Source organism: Azospirillum sp. (assembly GCF_035627195.1).
Classification (GTDB): Bacteria; Pseudomonadota; Alphaproteobacteria; order Azospirillales; family Azospirillaceae; genus Azospirillum.
The window spans coordinates 20,443-37,847 of sequence record NZ_DASPMG010000243.1 but is presented as its reverse complement, the minus strand read 5'-3'; the positions used below and the strand labels follow the sequence as shown (position 1 = coordinate 37,847).

Below are 17,405 nucleotides of genomic sequence, written 5' to 3'. Positions count from 1 at the left end.
ATCGGGCAGGGCCGGTGCCCTACGCGCCGGTCCACCGGGCGCGCAGCGCCGCCACGATGCGCTCCAGCACCGCCGCGTCCGGCTCGACGGCCGCGCCCAGGGCCGGCGGGCCGGGCCAGCCGGCGTCCGGGAACTCCAGGTCCTCGAAGCGGCGCGTCCCCTCGTACCGCGGGATAACGTGGAAATGCACGTCCGGGTCCACCATCATCAGCATGAGGTAGTTGATCTTCTCAAAGCCGACGAAGCCCTTCAGCATCGCCTCCACCCCCGCCACCGCGCCCTGGAGGCCGGCGAAGGCGGCGGGGCTGACCTGCCCGAAGGCCGTCGCCGGTTCCCGGCAGGCCAGGACGAGCGAGCCCAGCGTTACCTGCTGCGGCCGTGCCAGCACGGTCCAGTGCGCCGTTTCCGCCACTACGGTGCGCGGATGCCCGAACTTCCGCATCGTCGCGTTCGACATGACCATAAGAATGGGGTGCCGTAGGTTGGCGCCAAGCGTCAGCGCGGCCCAACATCCGGGTAATGCACCGCGAAGCGCGCCTCGGTGCGGAAACCTGCCCCGTCATACCCCCGGACCAGCGCGGCGAGGCGCCAGCGCCCGTCCTCCGGCTGCTCGACCGTGAATCGGATCCAGCGGGCGGGCTGCACGCGCCCGACCGGCGCGGCCGAGGCGGACGGAACGCCGACCACGGGGATGGCGCCGGCCAGCCCCGGCAGGTACCCGACGTGCTCGCGATGGTGGTGCCCATGCAGCACCAGCTCCGCCCCCGCGCGCGCCAGCGCCGCCTGTACGCGGTGGCGGTCGGTCAACGCCGTGCGCTCCGACCCGCCCACGCGCAGCGGCGGGTGGTGCATGAGGACGACGCGGAACAGGTCCCGGCGGCCGAGGTCGCGCAGCACTTCCTCCAGCCGCGCCGCCTGCTCCGCCCCCACGCGGCCGGTGGCGAGCAACGGCGGGCTCGGCACCGCGGTGGACAGGCCGACGAAGGCGACCGGCCCGCGCACCCGCACGAAGGGCAGGGCCGTTTCGGCCTCGTCCCCCGCCATATCCCCCGCCATCCACAGCTGCCAGCGGCCGAGGCCGAGGTTCCAGGGAACCCGGACGGTGGCGTCGTGGTTGCCCGGTACCAGGGACAGGCGCTCTGGCGGGCCTACCCGTTCGAGCCAGTCGCGCGCCCGGTCGAATTCGTCCGGAAGCGCGATGTTGATCAGGTCGCCGGTCACCACGATGTGGTCGGGGGCGTGCGCGGCGACGTCGGCCAGCAGGGCGGCCAGCACCTCCGGCCGGTGAATGCGGTGCCGCTTGCGCCGCCAGGACAGGAAGCCCAGCAGCCGCTTGCCCGCCAGGGTGCGCAGCCGGGCCGGCCAGCCGGGCGCTAGCGGCAGGTGCGGATCGGAGAAATGGGCGAAACGGAAGGGCAGGGGCATGACGAGGACAACAACGCGGTGAGCGACGTCGCCGATCCGGCCCTGACCCGAAACGGCGGCCCCCGAAACGGCGGCCCCGTGGACACGGACATGCCGCCGGTGGCGCTGATCCTCGGCGCCTGCCCGGTGCGGCTGTGGGGCATGACCCCGGCGGAGCGGTTGCGCCGCGCCCTGTCGCGTGCCGGTGTGGCGGAGGTGCGGTCCTGGCCGGACGCGCCCGTTCCTGGCCGCCGGCACCTGCTGGTGCGCGACGACCACGTCTTCGACGCGGTGCTGATCGCCGACCTCGCCCGCGCCGACAACACGGTGCTGACCACCGGGGCGGGCACGCCGGTCGCCGCCATCGTCGACGCGCCGAGGGTGGAGGAGGCCGCGGCGCTGCTGACGCGTGGCGGGCCGCTGCCGGCGGGCCTGCGCGCCGTCGGTCCGGCGACGCTCAGCTCCGCCTACAACGACGCGCTGCGCAAGCGGGAGGCGCCCTACCTGCTGCCGCTGACAGAGGAGACGCGGCCGGAGGTGGAGCGGCGGATGTTCGCCGGCTCCTACAAGGGGGTCACCGACCTTGTCACCAAGCACGTCTGGCCGGCGCCGGCCCTGCGCGTCACCCGCTGGTGCGCGACGCACGGCGTGACGCCCAACGCGGTGACGTGGCTCAGCCTCGTGCTGGTGCTGCTCGCCATGGGGGCGTTCTGGCAGGGCTGGTTCCTGACCGGGCTCGCGATGGCCTGGGGCATGACGTTCCTGGACACGGTGGACGGCAAGCTGGCCCGCGTCACGCTGACCTCGACCAAGCTGGGCAACGTCTTCGACCACGGCATCGACCTGATCCACCCGCCCTTCTGGTACTGGGCGTGGATCATCGGGCTGGGCGCGGCTGGGATGGCGCTGGAACAGCCGGGGCTGGTGCTGGCGGTGGTGGCCGGCGGCTACGTCCTCCAGCGCGTGCAGGAGGGGCTGTTCATCGCGCTGTTCAAGCTGGAGATCCACATCTGGCGGCCCTTCGACAGCTGGTTCCGCCTGATCACCGCGCGGCGCAACCCGAACCTGATCCTGCTGACGCTGGGTGCCGTGGCCGGGCGGCCGGACCTGGGCATGCTGGCGGTCGCCGCGTGGACGGTGGCCTCGCTGCTGATGCACACGGTGCAGATCGTGCAGGCGCTGGCGGCGCGGCGGCGCGGGCCGCTGGTGTCCTGGCTGGCGCGATGACCCGCGTCGGCGTCATCGTCAACCCCTTGAGCCGGCACAACCGCGACGGCGGCTTCGACCCGGCGGCGGCCGGTTTCCGCGACCTGCCGCACGCCCGGCCGCGCACGCCGGCCGAACTGCGCGACACGCTGGCCGAGTTCCGCCGCCGCGAGGTGCGCGTCGTCGCCGTCAGCGGCGGCGACGGCACGTTGCGCGAGGTGCTGACCGCCCTTCCGCAGGCCTACGGTGGGGAGGAGCCGGACATCGCCCTGCTGCCGGCCGGCAAGATCAACCTCGCCGCCCGTGTGGTCAGCCGCGTGGGCGGCCGCTTCGGCGACGGGCCGGCGGCCCTGCGCCGGCTGATCGACGCGGCGCGCGGCCGGACCCTGGCGCGGGTGGAATGGCCGGTGCTGGAGATCGCATGGCGGGATGAGCCGGAGCGGCGGCTGCGCGGCTTCCTCTTCGGCGCCGCCGCCTTCGCGGCGGGGACGCGGCTGGCCTACAGCCACGTCCACCGGGCCGGGTTCAACGACGCCGCCGCGGTGGCCCTGTCCATCGCCGCCACCGCCGGCACCGCGCTGTTCGGCCGGCAGCGGCGGGCGCTGCTGGCGGGGGAGGACATGACCGTCGGCGTGGACGGCACCCCGCCCCGCGCCGGGCGGCATTTCCTGACGCTGGCGACCACGCTCGACCGCCTCGTCCTCAACCTGACGCCGTTCTGGGGGGCGGGGGAAGGGGCGATCCGCTGGCTGGACATCGCCGCCCCGCCCCGGCGGCTGGCGGCGGCGCTGCTGCCGGTGCTGCGCGGGCGCCCGCGCCCGTGGATGCCGGCGGCCGGCTACGCCAGCGACCGGGCGCGGGAACTGTCCATCGACCTCGCGCACCCCTTCGTGGTGGATGGCGAGCTGTTCGCGCCGGGGCTGGGCGGGATTCTCCTGTCCGCCGACCGCCGCGTCGGCTTCGTGCAGCCGATGGGCGGGCCATGAGCGCCCTCAGGGACCTCATCGCGGAAGAGCTGGACCGGCCGGCGATGGCCGAGGCGCGCGTCATGACCGACGCCATCCTCGCCCGCCATGGCGACCGCGTGGCGGCGGTGCTGTTCTACGGCTCCTGCCTGCGCACGGGGGACGCCGCCGGGATCCTCGACCTCTACGTCCTGACGGATTCGCCGCGCGCCTACCATGGGCGGGCGTGGCCGGCGCTGCTCAACGCCGCGCTGCCGCCCACCGTGTCCTATCTGGAGGTGCCGGGTCCCAGCGGTACGGTGCGGGCCAAGGTGGCGGTGATGAGCACCGCGGCCTTCGCGCGCGCCGTGCGGGGGCAGGGCATAGACACCACGGTGTGGGCGCGCTTCTGCCAGCCGGCGGCGCTGCTGCACGCGCGCGACGCGGCCAGCCGGGCGGCGGTGGTCGACGCCGTGGCGCGGGCGGTGGTGACGGCGGCCGGCTGGGCCGTTCTGCTGGGGCCGGAGGGCGGCACCCCGGCGGATCTCTGGACCGCCCTGTTCCGCCACACCTACGGCGCCGAGCTGCGGGCCGAGCGCGGCGACCGGCCCGACCAGCTGTATGCCTGGGCGGCGGCGCGCTACGACCGCCTGCTACCCCTTGCCCTGGCCGGGAAGCCGTCGCCCCGCGACCGGGCATCCGCGCGGCGGCGCTGGCTGCTGCGGCGGTGGCCGGGCAAGGGGTTGAACCTGCTGCGCCTTGTCAAGGCCGCCTTCACCTTCGAGAACGGCGTCGACTACATCCTGTGGAAGCTGGAGCGGCACGCCGGCCGCCCCGTGCGCATCACCGGCTGGCAGCGCCGGCACCCGATCCTCGCCGCTCCGGCACTGCTCCTGCGCCTCTGGCGCGAGGGCGTGATCCGCTGACGGCGTCCCAGCGCACGCCCGCGCGGGCACGCGGCGCCGGGGCCTCGACCACGCCCAGCTCGCGCCCGATGCCGGTGATCGCGGCGACGGCGTCGTCGATCTGCTCCGCGCTGTGCGCGGCGCTGACGCTGGAGCGCAGCAGCGGCACGTTGTCCGGCGTGGCCGGCGGCAGGGCGAGGTTCAGGTAGACGCCGGCCTCCAGGAGCGCGTTCCAGAACGCGATGGCCACCTCCATGGACGGCATGCGGATGGAGACGATCGGGTTCACCTGCGGCCCCAGGCTGAACCCCTGCGCCGCCAGCCCGTCGTAGAGCCGCCGGGCGTTGGCGTTCAGCCGGGCGCGCAGCCCCGGATCCTCCTCGATCCGCGTCAGCGCCCGCAGCACGGACGCGATCACCGACGGCGGCAGCGACGCGGTGAACATGTACGGCCGGCAGGCCACGCGCAGCACGTCGAAGTCCGGCAGGTTGGAGGCGCAGAAGCCGCCGACGGCGCCGAGGCTCTTGCTGAAGGTGCCGATGATGAAGTCGACGTCCTTCTCCACCCCCGCCTGCTCCGCCAGCCCCCGCCCGCGGCGGCCGAGCACGCCCATGGAGTGCGCCTCGTCCACCAGCAGGTGGGCACCCCACTCGCGCTTCACGGCGGCGATCTCCTTCAAGGGGGCCGTGTCGCCCAGCATGCTGTAGATGCCCTCCACCACGATCAGGCGGCTGCCGGGTGCGTCCTTCAGGCGGCGCAGGCGGCGCGCCAGATCGTCCGGATCGTTGTGGCGGAAGCGGATGACCTCGGCACTGCCCAGCCGGCATCCGTCGTAGATGCTGGCGTGGCTGTCGCCGTCGATCAGGATGTGGTCGCCGCGCCCGGCGACGGTGGACAGGATGCCCAGGTTCGCCTGATAGCCGGTGGAGAACACCATCGCCGACCGGCAGCCGTAGAAGGCGGCCAGCCGCCGCTCCAGCTCCGCATGGCCGCCGTAGGTGCCGTTGGCGATGCGCGACCCGGTGGTGCCGGTGCCGGCGTGCCGCACCGCCTCGGCCGCGTCGTCGATGCAGTCGGGGTCGAAGGTCAGGCCCAGGTAGTTGTTGGTGCCCAGCAGGATCACCCGCCGGCCGTTCAGCATCGCCTCGCTCGGCGACAGCGCCTCGTCGAAGCAGACGGAGAAGGGGTCGTGGCCGGCGGCCCGCAGGGCGTCGTACGACTCCCGCAACGGCCGGAACTTGTCGAGGATCCCCATCCGGCTCAACGCCCCTTGAGGTCGGCGATGGCCGCGGCCAGATCGCCGACGGTCTCGATGTCGGCCAGACGGTCCATGGGGATCGACACGTCGAAGTGGTCCTCCAGCGCCATGACGAAGTTCATCACGGTCAGGGAGTCGAGGCCCAGATCCCTGATGATGTTCGTCTGCGGGCCCACGCCCTGGATGCCGTGGGGCAGTTCGCCGATCATGCCGACGATGACGTCGATGATGGTGTTGTTCTGCGTCATGCTTCGCGCCTGGGTGGCTGGATGGAACGTGCAGGGACTAGGCGTGTCGGCGGGCCATGGTTAATCGCGACCGAAGGGTAAAGAGTTTTCGACCTCCTTCAAACATTTCAAAGGGGTTGCCGTAAGAGAATTGCGTGCATGCCAAGGGGTGCCATGGCCTGAACCCTGCCATAACAGGGCAACACCCGATTCATTCCCGCGTGGACTTCGCGCCGCCGCCGCCTGTGGCGTGGCCGGGCCGCGGCGTCTACAACCACCGCGCTTCGCGGTACCATTGCACCGTGCCGGCGAAGCCGTCGCGCAGCACGATGCGCGGCGACCAGACCTCCGGCGGCGGCTGCCGCTCGGGCGCCGACGACCAGTCGGGATGCAGCATCTCCCGCGCCTTGCCGGGCGACAGCATGGGCACGCGGCCAATCAGCCGCGCCGCCGTTTCCGCCGCGGCACAGCCCAGCCGCACGGCCGGCGCCGGCACCCGGACGATCCGGGGCGCGCCGCCCACGGCCAGCGCCGCCTCCTCCAGCACGGTGCGCCAGGGGTACCCGTCGCGCCGCTCGTCGCTGATCTCCAGGACTCGGCCGGACGGCCCGCCGGCGCAGAGCGCGGCGATGGCGTCGGCCGCGTCCTCCACGTGGATCAGGCAGACGCGCGCGTCCGCGCCGTGGAAGAGCGGCACCACCGGGCCGCGCGCGGCGCGGAACACGGCCAGCGTCGCCCGGTCGCCGGGGCCGTAGATGGCCGGCGGGCGCACCACCACCCACGACGCCCCGCCGCAGGCGGCGACGGCAGCGTCCTCGCCGGCCCTCTTGCTGGCCGCATAAGCCGAGAGTTGCGGCTCGCGCGCCGCCAGGGAGGAGACGTGGACCAGCCGCGCACCGGGCGCCCCGGCGGCCAGTGCTTCGGCCAGCCGGCCGCTGCCGTCCCGGTTCACCGCCTGGAAGGCGGCGGCGGTCGGCGCCTTGACCAGCCCCGCAGCGTGCACCACGGCGTCGACGCCGCGCACCAGCCGGCGCAGCGCCTCGCCGTCCTCCAGGGTGCCGAACACCGCCTCCGGCTCATGGTCGGGGAGTTGTGGGTGGGCCGGGTCGCGGCGGGCCAGCAGGCGGATGCGCCACCCCCGCGCCACCAGTGCGGCGACGACGGCGCGCCCCAGGAAGCCGGTGCCCCCGGTGACCGCCGCCAGCCGGGTCACGCCCCCGCCCCAAATGCCCCTGCCAGGAAGAGCTGCCGCGCCCGGCTGCGGCTGAGCTTGCCCGACGAGGTCTGCGGCAGGCTGTGCGGCGGGACGAGGTGCACGTCGGCTTCCGCCCCGTGCTCGGCCCGCAGGGCGCCGGCCACGGCGGCCTTCAGCGCGGCGCGGGCGGCCGGATCGGTCGTGCGGCAGTGGACCAGCACGGTGATGCGCTCGGCTTCCCCATGGTCGATGGAGAAGGCGGCGGCGTCGCCGCTGCGCAGTCCATCGACGCGTTCCGCACTCCACTCCAGGTCCTGCGGCCAGATGTTGCGGCCGTTGACGATGATCAGGTCCTTGGCGCGGCCGGTGATCACCAGTTGCCCGCCGGTCCGGTAGCCGAGGTCGCCGGTGTCCAGCCAGCCGTCGGGGGAGAGCGCGCGCGCCGTCTCCTCCGGCCGGTCGGCATAGCCCTGCATCAGGCTGGGGCCGCGCACGAAGATGCGGCCCAGCCGGCGTTCGCCCAGCACCGTGCCGTCCTCGGCGCGGACCTCCGCCGCGTGGCCCGGCAGCGGCGGCCCGCACAGCACGAAGTCGCGCGCCCGCGCGCCGTCGCCCGGCGGGGCGGCCGTGCCCTCGTCCTCCAGCCGGTCCATGTCCACCCGGTCCACCGTCACGCCGGTGTCCAGCGGGGCGAAGCTGACGGCCAGCGTCGCCTCCGCCATGCCGTAGCTGGGAACGAAGGCCCGCCGGTCGAAGCCGTGCGGGGCGAAGGCCTCGGCGAAGCCTGCCAGGATGTGCGGGCGGATCATGTCGCCGCCGATGCCGGCGGCCCGCCAGGAGGACAGGTCGATCCCCTCCGGAATCAGGGTGGCGGCGCGGCGCGCACACAGCTCGTACCCGAAGCTCGGGCTGAAGGACAGCGTGCCGCGGTTCCGGGAGATGAGGGAAAGCCACGTCAGCGGCCGCCGCGCGAACTCCCGCGTCGGCAGGTAGTCGACCGAGATCTGTGCGGCCAGCGGCGTCAGCAGGAAGCCCACCAGCCCCATGTCGTGGTAGAACGGCAGCCAGGAGACGCAGCGGTCCCCCGCGGCGATGCGCAGGCCGTGCTCGATGATCGCCCGCGCGTTGGCCAGCAGCGCGCGGTGCGTCACAGCCGCCCCCAGCGGGAAGCGCGTGCTGCCCGACGAGAACTGCAGGTAGGCGACGTCGTCGGGGCCGGCCGCCGGCGGGTCGCTCGCGTCCTCCGGTGCGCGATCGAAGACCGACGGGTCGCCGACCGCGCGCAGGCCCAGCCCCTCGGCGGCCTCTGCCACCCACGCCACCAGCGCCGCCGGGGCGAGCGCCGCCGCCACGCCCGCGGTGCGCAGCATGCCGTGGATGTGCGCCACGTACCCCTCGCGCCCGCCGAAGGCGAGCGGCAGCGGCATGGGCACGGGCACGAGGCCGGCGTAGGCGCAGGCGCAGAAGGCGCGCACGAAGTCGCCGTCCGTCTCCGCGATCAGGGCGATCCGCTCCCCCGGCCGGAAGCCGGCCCCCAGCATGCGCCGGGCCAGCGAACGCGCCTGCTCGCGCAGCGCGCCGTAGGGCAGCGCCTCCACGAGGTCCCCGCGCCCGGAATGGAAGTTCAGGCCGCGCTCGCTCTGCGCCGCGTAGTCCAGGGCGTCGGTCAGCGTCGCGAAATCGGCCGCGCGCAGGGGCAGGGGGCAGGTGGAGGGGGTGGGGTCGGGCATGTCCAGGATCCGGGGCGGTGCTGCTGCATAACACCGCTCCCCACCCGTTGCTCCACAGGCCGCTTTGCGATTATTTCACTGGAAACTGTTGCATTCGCACGGACGTTCGGTGCGTGCTAGGATGAACGAAACAAGGGCGAACGCGATGGCCGGTCCGAACACCTTCACCCTGAAGCGGCATTGGCCCTACCGCCTGCACGTGCTCGCTACCACGGTCAGCCACACGGTGGCCAAGCTCTACGCCGACCGCTTCGACCTCACCATTCCCGAATGGCGGATCATCGCGGTGCTGGGCGGCCTGGAGGACGGGGAGACGCTGAGCGGCACCACGCTGTCCTCCCTCACCGCCATGGACCGCGTGCAGGTCAGCCGCGCCATGGCTCGCATGCTGGACACCGAACTGATCGTGCGCGGCACCGGGCGCGCCGACCGCCGCACCGCGCAGGTCAGCCTGACGGCCAAGGGACGGCGCGTCTACGAGCAGATCGTGCCGCTGGCCCGCGCCATCGAGGCACGGCTGATGTCGGCCCTGGGGCCGGAGGAGCAGGCCCACCTGGACGCCGTCTTCGCCAAGCTGGAGGCCCAGGCCGGGGAGATCGCCGCCCTGCCGAAGGAGCGCATCGCCGCCCTGGCGGATGAAGTCGCCACCGGGGTCGCCGAGGGGGTGACCGGGGGGGATTGAACCGCGCGGCGCACTGCCGGCAGGGTCGATGTTTTCACTTGAAAACGTCTCGGATGAAACTGTATCGTCCGGGAATAATCCTGTTGGGAGGAACGCCAAAAATGCTCTCCACATACTCGTATCCCAAGTTCCCCTACGTCCAATCGGAGGAGCAGCGCACGGGCACCGTGAAGCGCCATCCGGTGGTCGTGGTCGGCGCCGGCCCGGTCGGCATGACCGCCGCGCTCGACCTGGCGCGCAAGGGCGTGCCGGTGGTGGTGCTGGACGAGGACGACACCGTCTCCATCGGCAGCCGCGCCGTGTGCTACGCCAAGCGCGCGCTGGAGGTGTGGGACCGCCTGGGCTCGGCGCAGCGGATGATCGACAAGGGAGTGGTGTGGAAGGTCGGCAAGGTCTTCCACGGCGACAGCCAGGTCTACCAGTTCGACCTGCTGCCGGAGCCGGACCACAAGATCCCCGCCTTCATCAACCTCCAGCAGTATTACCTGGAGGAGTACCTGATCGACGACGCCCGCAAGACCGGGCTGGTCGACATCCGCTGGAAGTCCCGCGTCCTGTCGGTGAAGCAGCAGGACGACAGCGTCCTGGTGCAGGTGGAGACGCCGGACGGCGTCTACGCGCTGGAGGCCGGCTGGGTCATCGCCTGCGACGGTGCCAAGTCCTCCATCCGCAAGATGCTGGGCCTGGACTTCGTGGGCGAGGTGTTCCAGGACCGCTTCCTGATCGCCGACGTGGTGATGAAGGCCGACTTCCCGGCGGAGCGCTGGTTCTGGTTCGACCCGCCGTTCCACCGCAAGCAGTCGACGCTGCTGCACATGCAGGCCGACAACGTCTGGCGCATCGACTTCCAGCTGGGCTGGAACGTCGATCCGGAGGAGGAGAAGAAGCCGGAGAAGGTCATCCCGCGCCTGAAGGCCATGCTGGGCGAGGACACCGAGTTCGACCTGGAGTGGGTCAGCGTCTACACCTTCCAGTGCCGCCGGCTGGAGAACTTCCGCGCCGGGCGCATCCTGTTCGCCGGCGACAGCGCGCACCAGGTGTCGCCCTTCGGCGCCCGCGGCGCCAACTCCGGCGTGCCGGACGCCGAGAACCTCGTGTGGAAGCTGAAGCTGGTGATGGACGGGCTGGCGCCCGACAGCCTGCTCGACACCTATTCGGACGAGCGCGTGGCGGCGGCCAAGGAGAACCTGCTGAACTCCACCCGCTCCACCGACTTCATCACGCCCAAGAGCGAGATGAGCCGCACCTTCCGCGACGCGGTGCTGGGCCTCGCCGCCGAGCATCCGTTCGCCCGCTCGCTGGTCAACTCCGGCCGCCTGTCGACGCCGACCACCTACGTGGACAGCCGCCTGAACACACCGGACGAGACGGCGTTCGCGGGCAAGATGGTGCCCGGCGCCCCGGCCACCGACGCGCCGGTGGAAACGGCCGACCACAGTGCGGGCTGGCTGATGGACAAGCTGGGCAACCGCTTCGTGGCGCTCTACTACGCCGGGTCGGAGCCGGTGCCGGCCGAGGTGGCGGACGCCATGGCCGGGCTGGAGAAGGGCAAGGTGCCGTTCGCGTGGCACGTGGTCACCGACCGCCGCCGCGACGCCGGCGCCAACGCGCTGGTGGACGTGAACGGCCGCTTCGCCGAGCGCTACGACGCCAAGCCCGGCACCGTGTACCTCGTGCGGCCCGACCAGCACGTCGCCGCCCGCTGGCGCGCCTTCGACGCGTCCAAGCTCACCGCCGCGCTGAACCGCGCCATCGGCCTGTGATCGGAGAAGTGTCCATGTCCAAGCTCGTGACCGACAACCGCCTCGCCAGCCCCGACGACTTCTACGAGGCGCTGATCGACACCCACCGCGACCTCAGCGCCGAGCAGAGCGCCATGGTGAACGCCAAGCTCGTCCTGCTGCTCGCCAACCACGTCGGCGATATGGACGTGTTGAAGGACGCCATGCGCATCGCCCGACAAGGGGTGTGACGCTTTATCTCCCTCCCCCGCCTCCGGCGGGGGAGGGAAGGGTGGGGGCAACGGCCTTCCCGAGGATCCACGCGTAGGTTGGGTTGAGCGCCAGCAAAAACCCAACGCCCTTCGCGTCGCGGACGGTGTTGGGTCCAGACCCAACCTACGGGCCGCGGATCCTCGAAGGCCGTTGCCCCCACCCTGCCTGCTTCGCAGGCTTCCCTCCCCCTGCGGAGCAGGGGGAGGGAGAAACAGACGTCAACCTTCCAGCGTGCGCCACATCTCCTGGTCGCGCTCGGCGGTCCAGATGCGCGGGTCGGGGTACTTCGTGGCCTCGTCGTAGGCGCGGGTGACGTTGAAGGGCATGCAGTGGTCGAAGATCACCCAGTGCCCGTACTTCGGCTTCAGCGCGGCGTAGGTGTCCTTGTACACCGCGTTCAGGTCCTTGCCGGCCGCCGCACCCTTCTTCACTTCCGCGAACAGCTCGGAAACGAAGGCGCGGGTGCCGTCCAGGCCTTCCTTCACCTGCTCGGGCGTGGTCAGCGCCGCACCCCGGCCGGGCACCAGCTTCTCCGGCTTCAGCGCCGCGATGGCGTCCAGCGTCGCCGGCCAGTGCGTGAAGTAGGCGTCGCCGCAGTACGGCGTGGCGCCGTATTCGACCAGATCGCCGGAGAACAGGATCTTCTGCTGCGGCAGCCAGACCACCGTGTCGCCCTTGCTGTGCCCGCGGCCGAGCTGAAGGATCTTCACCTCCAGCTTGCCCAGCCACAGGGTCATCTCGCCGCGGAAGGCGATGGTCGGCCACGTCAGGCCGGGCACGGATTCGACGGCGCGGAACAGGCGCGGGAAGCGGCCGATCTCGCTGGCCATGTCGGCCTCGCCGCGCTCGACGATCAGGTCGTAGGTGTCCTGGCTGGCGATGATCTGCTGCGGCGCGTAGCCCGAGGCGCCCAGCACGCGCACGGCGTGGTAGTGCGACAGCACCACGTGCCGGATCGGCTTGTCGGTCACCTCGCGGATGCGGCGGATGACGTCCTGCGCCATCACCGGGGTCGCCTGCGTGTCGATCACCATCACCGCGTCGTCGCCGATGACGATGCCGGTGTTGGGGTCGCCCTCCGCCGTGTAGGCGTAGGCGTTGTCGGACAGCTTGTCGAAGCTGACCTTCTTCTCCTCCAGGTCGGCCTGCGAGGCGAATGCCTTGGACATGATCCCTCCTTTATATGGGCGATATCGGCGTTTGGCCGAACGTATCGTTTCAAATGAAACAATTCAACGCCTTCGTGCCGCGCGTCTGCCATGATCTGGCCGGAAGGCTGATCGCCCCGTCCCCGTCCGCACCCCATGTCAGGATCATGGACCGGAGGGAGACGTCATGACCGAGGACGACTACAAGCACCGCACGCTCAACAACCATCGCCTCCACCCGGAGACGCTGATGATGGGGTACGGCTACTCCCCGGCCCTGTCGGAGGGGGCGCTGAAGCCGCCGATCTTCCTGACCTCCACCTTCGTGTTCGAGAACGCCCAGCAGGGGAAGGACTTCTTCGACCTCACCGCCGGCCGCCGCCGGCCGCGCGAGGGGGAGAAGGCGGGGCTGGTCTATTCCCGCTTCAACAACCCCAACTTCGAGATCCTGGAGGACCGCCTCGCCGTGTGGGACGAGGCGGAGCGCGCCGCCGTCTTCGCCAGCGGCATGGCCGCCATCTCCACCATTCTGTTCGCCTTCCTGCGGCCGGGCGACACGGTGCTGCACAGCCGCCCGCTGTACGGCGGGACCGAGACGCTGATGCGCAACCAGCTCACCAACTTCGGCATCACGCCGGTGGGCTTCGCCGACGGCACCGACCCCGCTCAGATCGCCGAAGCGGCCGAGCGCGCCCGCGCCATCGGCCGCGTCGCGCTGATCATGCTGGAGACGCCGGCCAATCCCACCAACGGGCTGGTCGACCTGCGCGCGGTGGCGGCGGTGGCGGACGAGTTGGGCCGCGCCCAGGGCCACCGGCCGCCCATCGCCGTGGACAACACGCTGATGGGGCCGATGTACCAGAAGCCGCTGCGGCATGGCGCCGACCTCGCCGTCTATTCCCTCACCAAATACGCGGGCGGGCACAGCGACCTCGTGGCCGGCGGCGTGTGCGGGTCGGACGAGCTTATCCGCAAGATCATCCTGCTGCGCGGCGCGCTGGGCACGCAACTGGACCCGCATTCCTGCTGGATGCTGCTGCGCTCGCTGGAGACGCTGGGCATCCGCACGGAGCGCGCCAACGAGAACGCGCGCACGGTGGCCGAATACCTGCGCGACCACCCGCGCATCGACGCCGTGCACTACCTGGGCTTCCTGGAGCCGCAGGATCCGCGCCGGGCGATCTTCGACCGCCAGTGCGTCGCCCCCGGCTCCACCTTCTCCTTCGACGTGAAGGGCGCGGAGGAGGAGGCTTTCGCCTTCCTCGACCGGCTGCAGGTGATGAAGCTGGCCGTCAGCCTGGGCGGGACGGAGACGCTGATCTCCCACCCCGCGTCCACCACGCACTCCGGCGTGCCGCGCGAGATGCGGGAGGAGATCGGGCTGACCGACGCCACCATCCGCATCTCCGTCGGCATCGAGAACCCGGCGGACCTCGTGGCCGACCTGGAACAGGCGCTGCGGTGACGTCACTCCCGCATGTGGGCCAGCGGCAGGGCAGTGCTAGGTTGTTGGCCTGACGGACAAAGATGAAAACGGGGGGAGGACATGGCGAGCAACGATGATCTGGCCTGCCTGCGCGACCTGGAGCGCAAGGTCCTCTGGCTGGCCTCCTGGACCATCCACAACGCCAACCACGTCCGCCCCAACCACGACGGGCTGAAGGTCGGCGGGCATCAGGCCTCCTCCGCCTCCATGGCCACCATCATGACGGCGCTGTACTTCGCCACGCTGCGCCCGCAGGACCGGGTGGCGGTGAAGCCGCACGCCGGGCCGATCTTCCACGCCATCCAGTACCTGCTGGGCAACCAGACCCGCGAGACGCTGGAGCGTTTTCGCGGCTACAAGGGCGCCCAGTCCTACCCGTCCCGCACCCAGGACGTGGACGACGTGGACTTCTCCACCGGCTCCGTCGGGCTGGGCGTTGCGCAGACGCTGTTCGCCTCCCTGGTGCAGGATTACCTGAAGGCCCGCGGCTGGGCGCCGGACCTGCCGGAGGGGCGCATGGTCGCCCTGGTCGGCGACGCGGAGATGGACGAGGGCAACATCTTCGAGGCGCTGCTGGAGGGCTGGAAGCACGGGCTGCGCAACACCTGGTGGATCGTCGACTACAACCGCCAGAGCCTGGACGCCGTCATCCGCGAGGGGCTGTGGGAACGGCTGGAGGGCATCTTCCGCACCTTCGGGTGGGAGGTGGTGATCCTCAAGTACGGCCGGCTGATGCGCGACGCCTTCGCCGAGCCGGGCGGGGAGGCGCTGAAGCGGTGGATCGACACCTGCCCGAACCAGCTCTATTCGGCACTCACCTACCGGGGCGGGGCGGCGTGGCGCCAGCGGCTGCTGGACGACCTGGGCGACCAGGGGCCAGTGTCGCGGCTGATCGGGAAGCGCACGGACGAGGAATTGGCGCGCCTGATGGGCAACCTGGGCGGCCACGACCTGCCGTCGCTGCTGGAGGCGTTCGAGGCGGCGCAGGCGCACGACCGGCCGGTGTGCTTCATCGCCTACACGGTAAAGGGCTTCGGCCTGCCGCTGGCCGGGCACAAGGACAACCACTCCGGCCTGCTGACGCCCGCGCAGATGGAGGAGTTCCGCGCCGCCCAGAACGTCCGCCCCGGCCACGAGTGGGACCGGTTCGAGGGGCTGGACGTGCCGGCGGACGATCTGCAGGCCTTCCTGGACGCCGTGCCCTTCGCCGCGCGCGGGCGGCGGCGCTACACGGCGGCGCCCGTGCCGGTGCCCGACGCGCTGCCGGTGCCGGCGCAGAAGGCGCTGTCCACGCAGGCCGGCTTCGGCCTGATCCTGAACGAGGTCGGGCGCGAGCAGAGCCCGCTCGCCCAGCGCATCGTGTCGGCGGCGCCGGACGTGACGGTGTCCACAAACCTGGGCGCCTGGGTGAACCGGCGCGGCCTGTTCGCCAAGGAGGTGGTCGCCGACCTGTTCAAGCGGGAGCGCATCCCCTCCACCTACGCCTGGGAGTTCTCGCCCTCGGGCCAGCATTTCGAGCTGGGCATCGCCGAATCCAACCTGTTCACCCTGCTCTCGGCGCTGGGCCTGTCGCACTCCGTGTTCGGGGAGCGGCTGTTGCCCATCGGCACGCTGTACGACCCCTTCATCTACCGCGGGGCGGACGCGCTGAACTATGCCTGCTACCAGGACGCCCGCTTCCTGCTGGTGGCGACCCCGTCCGGCGTGACGCTGGCGCCGGAAGGCGGGGCGCACCAGTCCATTGGCACGCCGCTGGTCGGCATGGCGCAGGACGGGCTGGCGTACTTCGAGCCGGCCTTCGTGGACGAGTTGGCGGTGGTCATGCGCTGGGCCTTCGACTACATGCAGCGCAACGGCGAGCGGGGCGAAGGGCAGCCCGACGAGCACACGTGGCTGCGCGACGAGAGCGGCGGTTCGGTCTACCTGCGCCTGTCCTCGCGCACCGTCGAGCAGCCGACGCGGCCCATGACCGCGGAGCTGGAGCGCGGCATCATCGGCGGCGCCTATTGGATGCGCGAGCCGGGGCCGAACGCCCAGGTGGTCGTCGCCTACACCGGCGCCGTGGCGCCAGAGGCCATCGAGGCGGTCGGCCTGATGGGCGAGGACCGGCGCGACGTCGGCCTGCTGGCCGTCACCTCCGCCGACCGCCTGCAGGCCGGCTGGAGTGCCGCCCAGCGTGCGCGCGAGCGCGGCCTGGTGCACGCCCGCTCGCACGTGGAGCGGCTGCTGGCGTCGGTGCCGCCGCACTGCGCGCTGGTCACGGTGATCGACGGGCACCCGGCGACGCTGGGCTGGCTGGGCTCCGTGCACGGCCACCGCACGCGGGCCTTGGGGGTGGAGCATTTCGGCCAGACGGGCACCATCGCCGACCTCTACCGCCATTTCGGCATCGACGCCCAGGGCATCGCGCTGGCGGCGGAGGCGATGTCGCCCGGGCGGCCGATCCGGCATCTGCGGATGGCGGGGGATTGAGAGGGCAAAACCTCGCACCTCAAGGCGGCTTCTGCCGCAGCCACTCGTCCAGCGTCTCCGGGGGCGGTGCCGGCCGCTCCGCCGACTGCACCGAACCGTTCTGCCTGGACCCGCCCACCGGCGCGCCCGGCCCGATCGAGCCTTCCGAGTCCACCGCCGCGACGTAGCGCCGGCCGTCCGGCGCGATGAACTCTCCGTCCGTCGGCCGGTTCCTCTCGAACTTGCCGACGTAGCGGCTGCCGTTGGGGAAGAACAGCGTGCCGGTCCCGGTGCGGGCGTCGGCCCGCCACTCCCCCTCGTAACGCTGGCCGTCCGGCCAGACGAAGGTGCCCCAGCCCTCGGCCAGCCCGCGCCGGAAGGCGCCGGTGTAGCGCCGGCCGTCGGCCCAGGTGGCGCGGCCCTCGCCCTCCAGGCTGCCCTGCACGAAGGTGCCCTCGACGCGCCCCTCCTCGGCGCCGTACTCGCCCCAGGCGAGGACGCCGCGCCCATCGGCGAAGCCGTGCCGGCACACGCCGCGCCAATGCACCTCCTTGCCGGGGAAGGGATAACGGTCGCGCACGGCGCAGCCGGTGGCGCGGTCGGTGAGCACCACCTCGGGATGCCCGTCGTCCTGCGCCGCCGCCGCGCATGGCAATGCGGCGGCGAACGCCGCCAGGGCCAGGAATGCCGGTCTCATGCCGAGTCAACACCCCGCGCGGGCGGGTATTCCCCTCCCGGCTGGACGCGGCGCGGCCGCTGCCGGATAATGCCCCGC

Annotated in this window: 16 protein-coding genes; 8 read left to right on the top strand and 8 right to left on the bottom strand. The window is 72.0% G+C overall.

Annotated features, from left to right (window positions below; translation table 11 throughout):
- Positions 1-19: 19 nt before the first annotated feature.
- Together VED21_RS22040 and VED21_RS22035 are read right to left on the bottom strand one after the other, a co-directional pair.
- Positions 20-442 (bottom strand): HIT family protein, encoded by a 423-nt coding sequence (locus VED21_RS22040; RefSeq protein ID WP_324886053.1) that lies wholly within the window; start codon positions 440-442, stop codon positions 20-22.
- A gap of 53 nt (positions 443-495) precedes the next feature.
- Positions 496-1,425 (bottom strand): metallophosphoesterase, encoded by a 930-nt coding sequence (locus tag VED21_RS22035; RefSeq protein WP_324886051.1) that lies wholly within the window; start codon positions 1,423-1,425, stop codon positions 496-498.
- On the opposite strand from VED21_RS22035, the gene VED21_RS22030 reads away from it, so the two are divergent.
- Genes VED21_RS22030 through VED21_RS22020 form a run of 3 tightly spaced genes read left to right on the top strand, consistent with a single transcriptional unit; the run spans position 1,399 to position 4,480 of the window.
- Entirely contained in the window at positions 1,399-2,631 is a 1,233-nt protein-coding gene (locus VED21_RS22030; RefSeq protein ID WP_324886049.1) for a CDP-alcohol phosphatidyltransferase family protein, read from the top strand. The genes VED21_RS22035 and VED21_RS22030 overlap by 27 nt on opposite strands.
- Positions 2,628-3,596 carry a diacylglycerol kinase family protein gene (locus tag VED21_RS22025; RefSeq protein ID WP_324886047.1) on the top strand — a complete coding sequence of 323 codons (969 nt, stop codon included), beginning with the start codon at positions 2,628-2,630 and terminating at the stop codon, positions 3,594-3,596. The genes VED21_RS22030 and VED21_RS22025 overlap by 4 nt, the downstream gene beginning before the upstream one ends.
- Entirely contained in the window at positions 3,593-4,480 is an 888-nt protein-coding gene (locus VED21_RS22020) for a hypothetical protein (protein ID WP_324886045.1), read from the top strand. Before VED21_RS22025 ends, VED21_RS22020 begins: the two co-directional genes overlap by 4 nt.
- Here the strand turns inward: VED21_RS22020 and spt are convergent.
- From spt to VED21_RS22000, 4 genes are all read right to left on the bottom strand, one after another.
- Positions 4,398-5,714 (bottom strand): serine palmitoyltransferase, encoded by a 1,317-nt coding sequence (gene spt / locus VED21_RS22015; RefSeq protein ID WP_324886043.1) that lies wholly within the window; start codon positions 5,712-5,714, stop codon positions 4,398-4,400. The genes VED21_RS22020 and spt overlap by 83 nt on opposite strands.
- A 5-nt stretch (positions 5,715-5,719) precedes the next feature.
- On the bottom strand, positions 5,720-5,965 hold the full coding sequence (locus VED21_RS22010; RefSeq protein ID WP_414638265.1) for an acyl carrier protein: 246 nt from the start codon (positions 5,963-5,965) through the stop codon (positions 5,720-5,722).
- Between the two features lie 247 nt (positions 5,966-6,212).
- On the bottom strand, positions 6,213-7,157 hold the full coding sequence (locus VED21_RS22005) for an NAD-dependent epimerase/dehydratase family protein (protein ID WP_324886041.1): 945 nt from the start codon (positions 7,155-7,157) through the stop codon (positions 6,213-6,215).
- Positions 7,154-8,869: a fatty acyl-AMP ligase gene (locus tag VED21_RS22000; protein ID WP_324886039.1), complete on the bottom strand. Its 1,716-nt coding sequence runs from the start codon at positions 8,867-8,869 to the stop codon at positions 7,154-7,156. Before VED21_RS22000 ends, VED21_RS22005 begins: the two co-directional genes overlap by 4 nt.
- 145 nt (positions 8,870-9,014) lie before the next feature.
- On the opposite strand from VED21_RS22000, the gene VED21_RS21995 reads away from it, so the two are divergent.
- The 3 genes from VED21_RS21995 to VED21_RS21985 all read left to right on the top strand — a co-directional run bounded on the left by VED21_RS21995 (position 9,015) and on the right by VED21_RS21985 (position 11,523).
- On the top strand, positions 9,015-9,551 hold the full coding sequence (locus VED21_RS21995) for a MarR family winged helix-turn-helix transcriptional regulator (RefSeq protein WP_324886037.1): 537 nt from the start codon (positions 9,015-9,017) through the stop codon (positions 9,549-9,551).
- A gap of 101 nt (positions 9,552-9,652) precedes the next feature.
- Positions 9,653-11,314, top strand: a complete 1,662-nt coding sequence (locus tag VED21_RS21990; RefSeq protein ID WP_324886035.1) for an FAD-dependent oxidoreductase — start codon at positions 9,653-9,655, stop codon at positions 11,312-11,314.
- A 14-nt stretch (positions 11,315-11,328) separates the two neighbouring features.
- Entirely contained in the window at positions 11,329-11,523 is a 195-nt protein-coding gene (locus VED21_RS21985) for a DUF2783 domain-containing protein (protein WP_324886033.1), read from the top strand.
- A 240-nt stretch (positions 11,524-11,763) separates the two neighbouring features.
- On the opposite strand, the gene VED21_RS21980 is transcribed toward VED21_RS21985, so the two are convergent.
- Positions 11,764-12,714 carry an MBL fold metallo-hydrolase gene (locus VED21_RS21980; RefSeq protein ID WP_324886031.1) on the bottom strand — a complete coding sequence of 317 codons (951 nt, stop codon included), beginning with the start codon at positions 12,712-12,714 and terminating at the stop codon, positions 11,764-11,766.
- A 166-nt stretch (positions 12,715-12,880) separates the two neighbouring features.
- Between VED21_RS21980 and VED21_RS21975 the strand changes: the two genes are divergently transcribed.
- Positions 12,881-14,158 carry a cystathionine gamma-synthase family protein gene (locus VED21_RS21975; RefSeq protein WP_324886029.1) on the top strand — a complete coding sequence of 426 codons (1,278 nt, stop codon included), beginning with the start codon at positions 12,881-12,883 and terminating at the stop codon, positions 14,156-14,158.
- Between the two features lie 81 nt (positions 14,159-14,239).
- A complete protein-coding gene (locus VED21_RS21970; protein ID WP_324886027.1) occupies positions 14,240-16,651 on the top strand; it encodes a transketolase-like TK C-terminal-containing protein in 2,412 nt (803 codons plus the stop codon).
- Between the two features lie 19 nt (positions 16,652-16,670).
- Here VED21_RS21970 and VED21_RS21965 read toward each other — a convergent pair whose 3' ends face one another.
- Entirely contained in the window at positions 16,671-17,327 is a 657-nt protein-coding gene (locus VED21_RS21965; RefSeq protein ID WP_324886025.1) for a hypothetical protein, read from the bottom strand.
- Between the last annotated feature and the right edge of the window lie 78 nt (positions 17,328-17,405).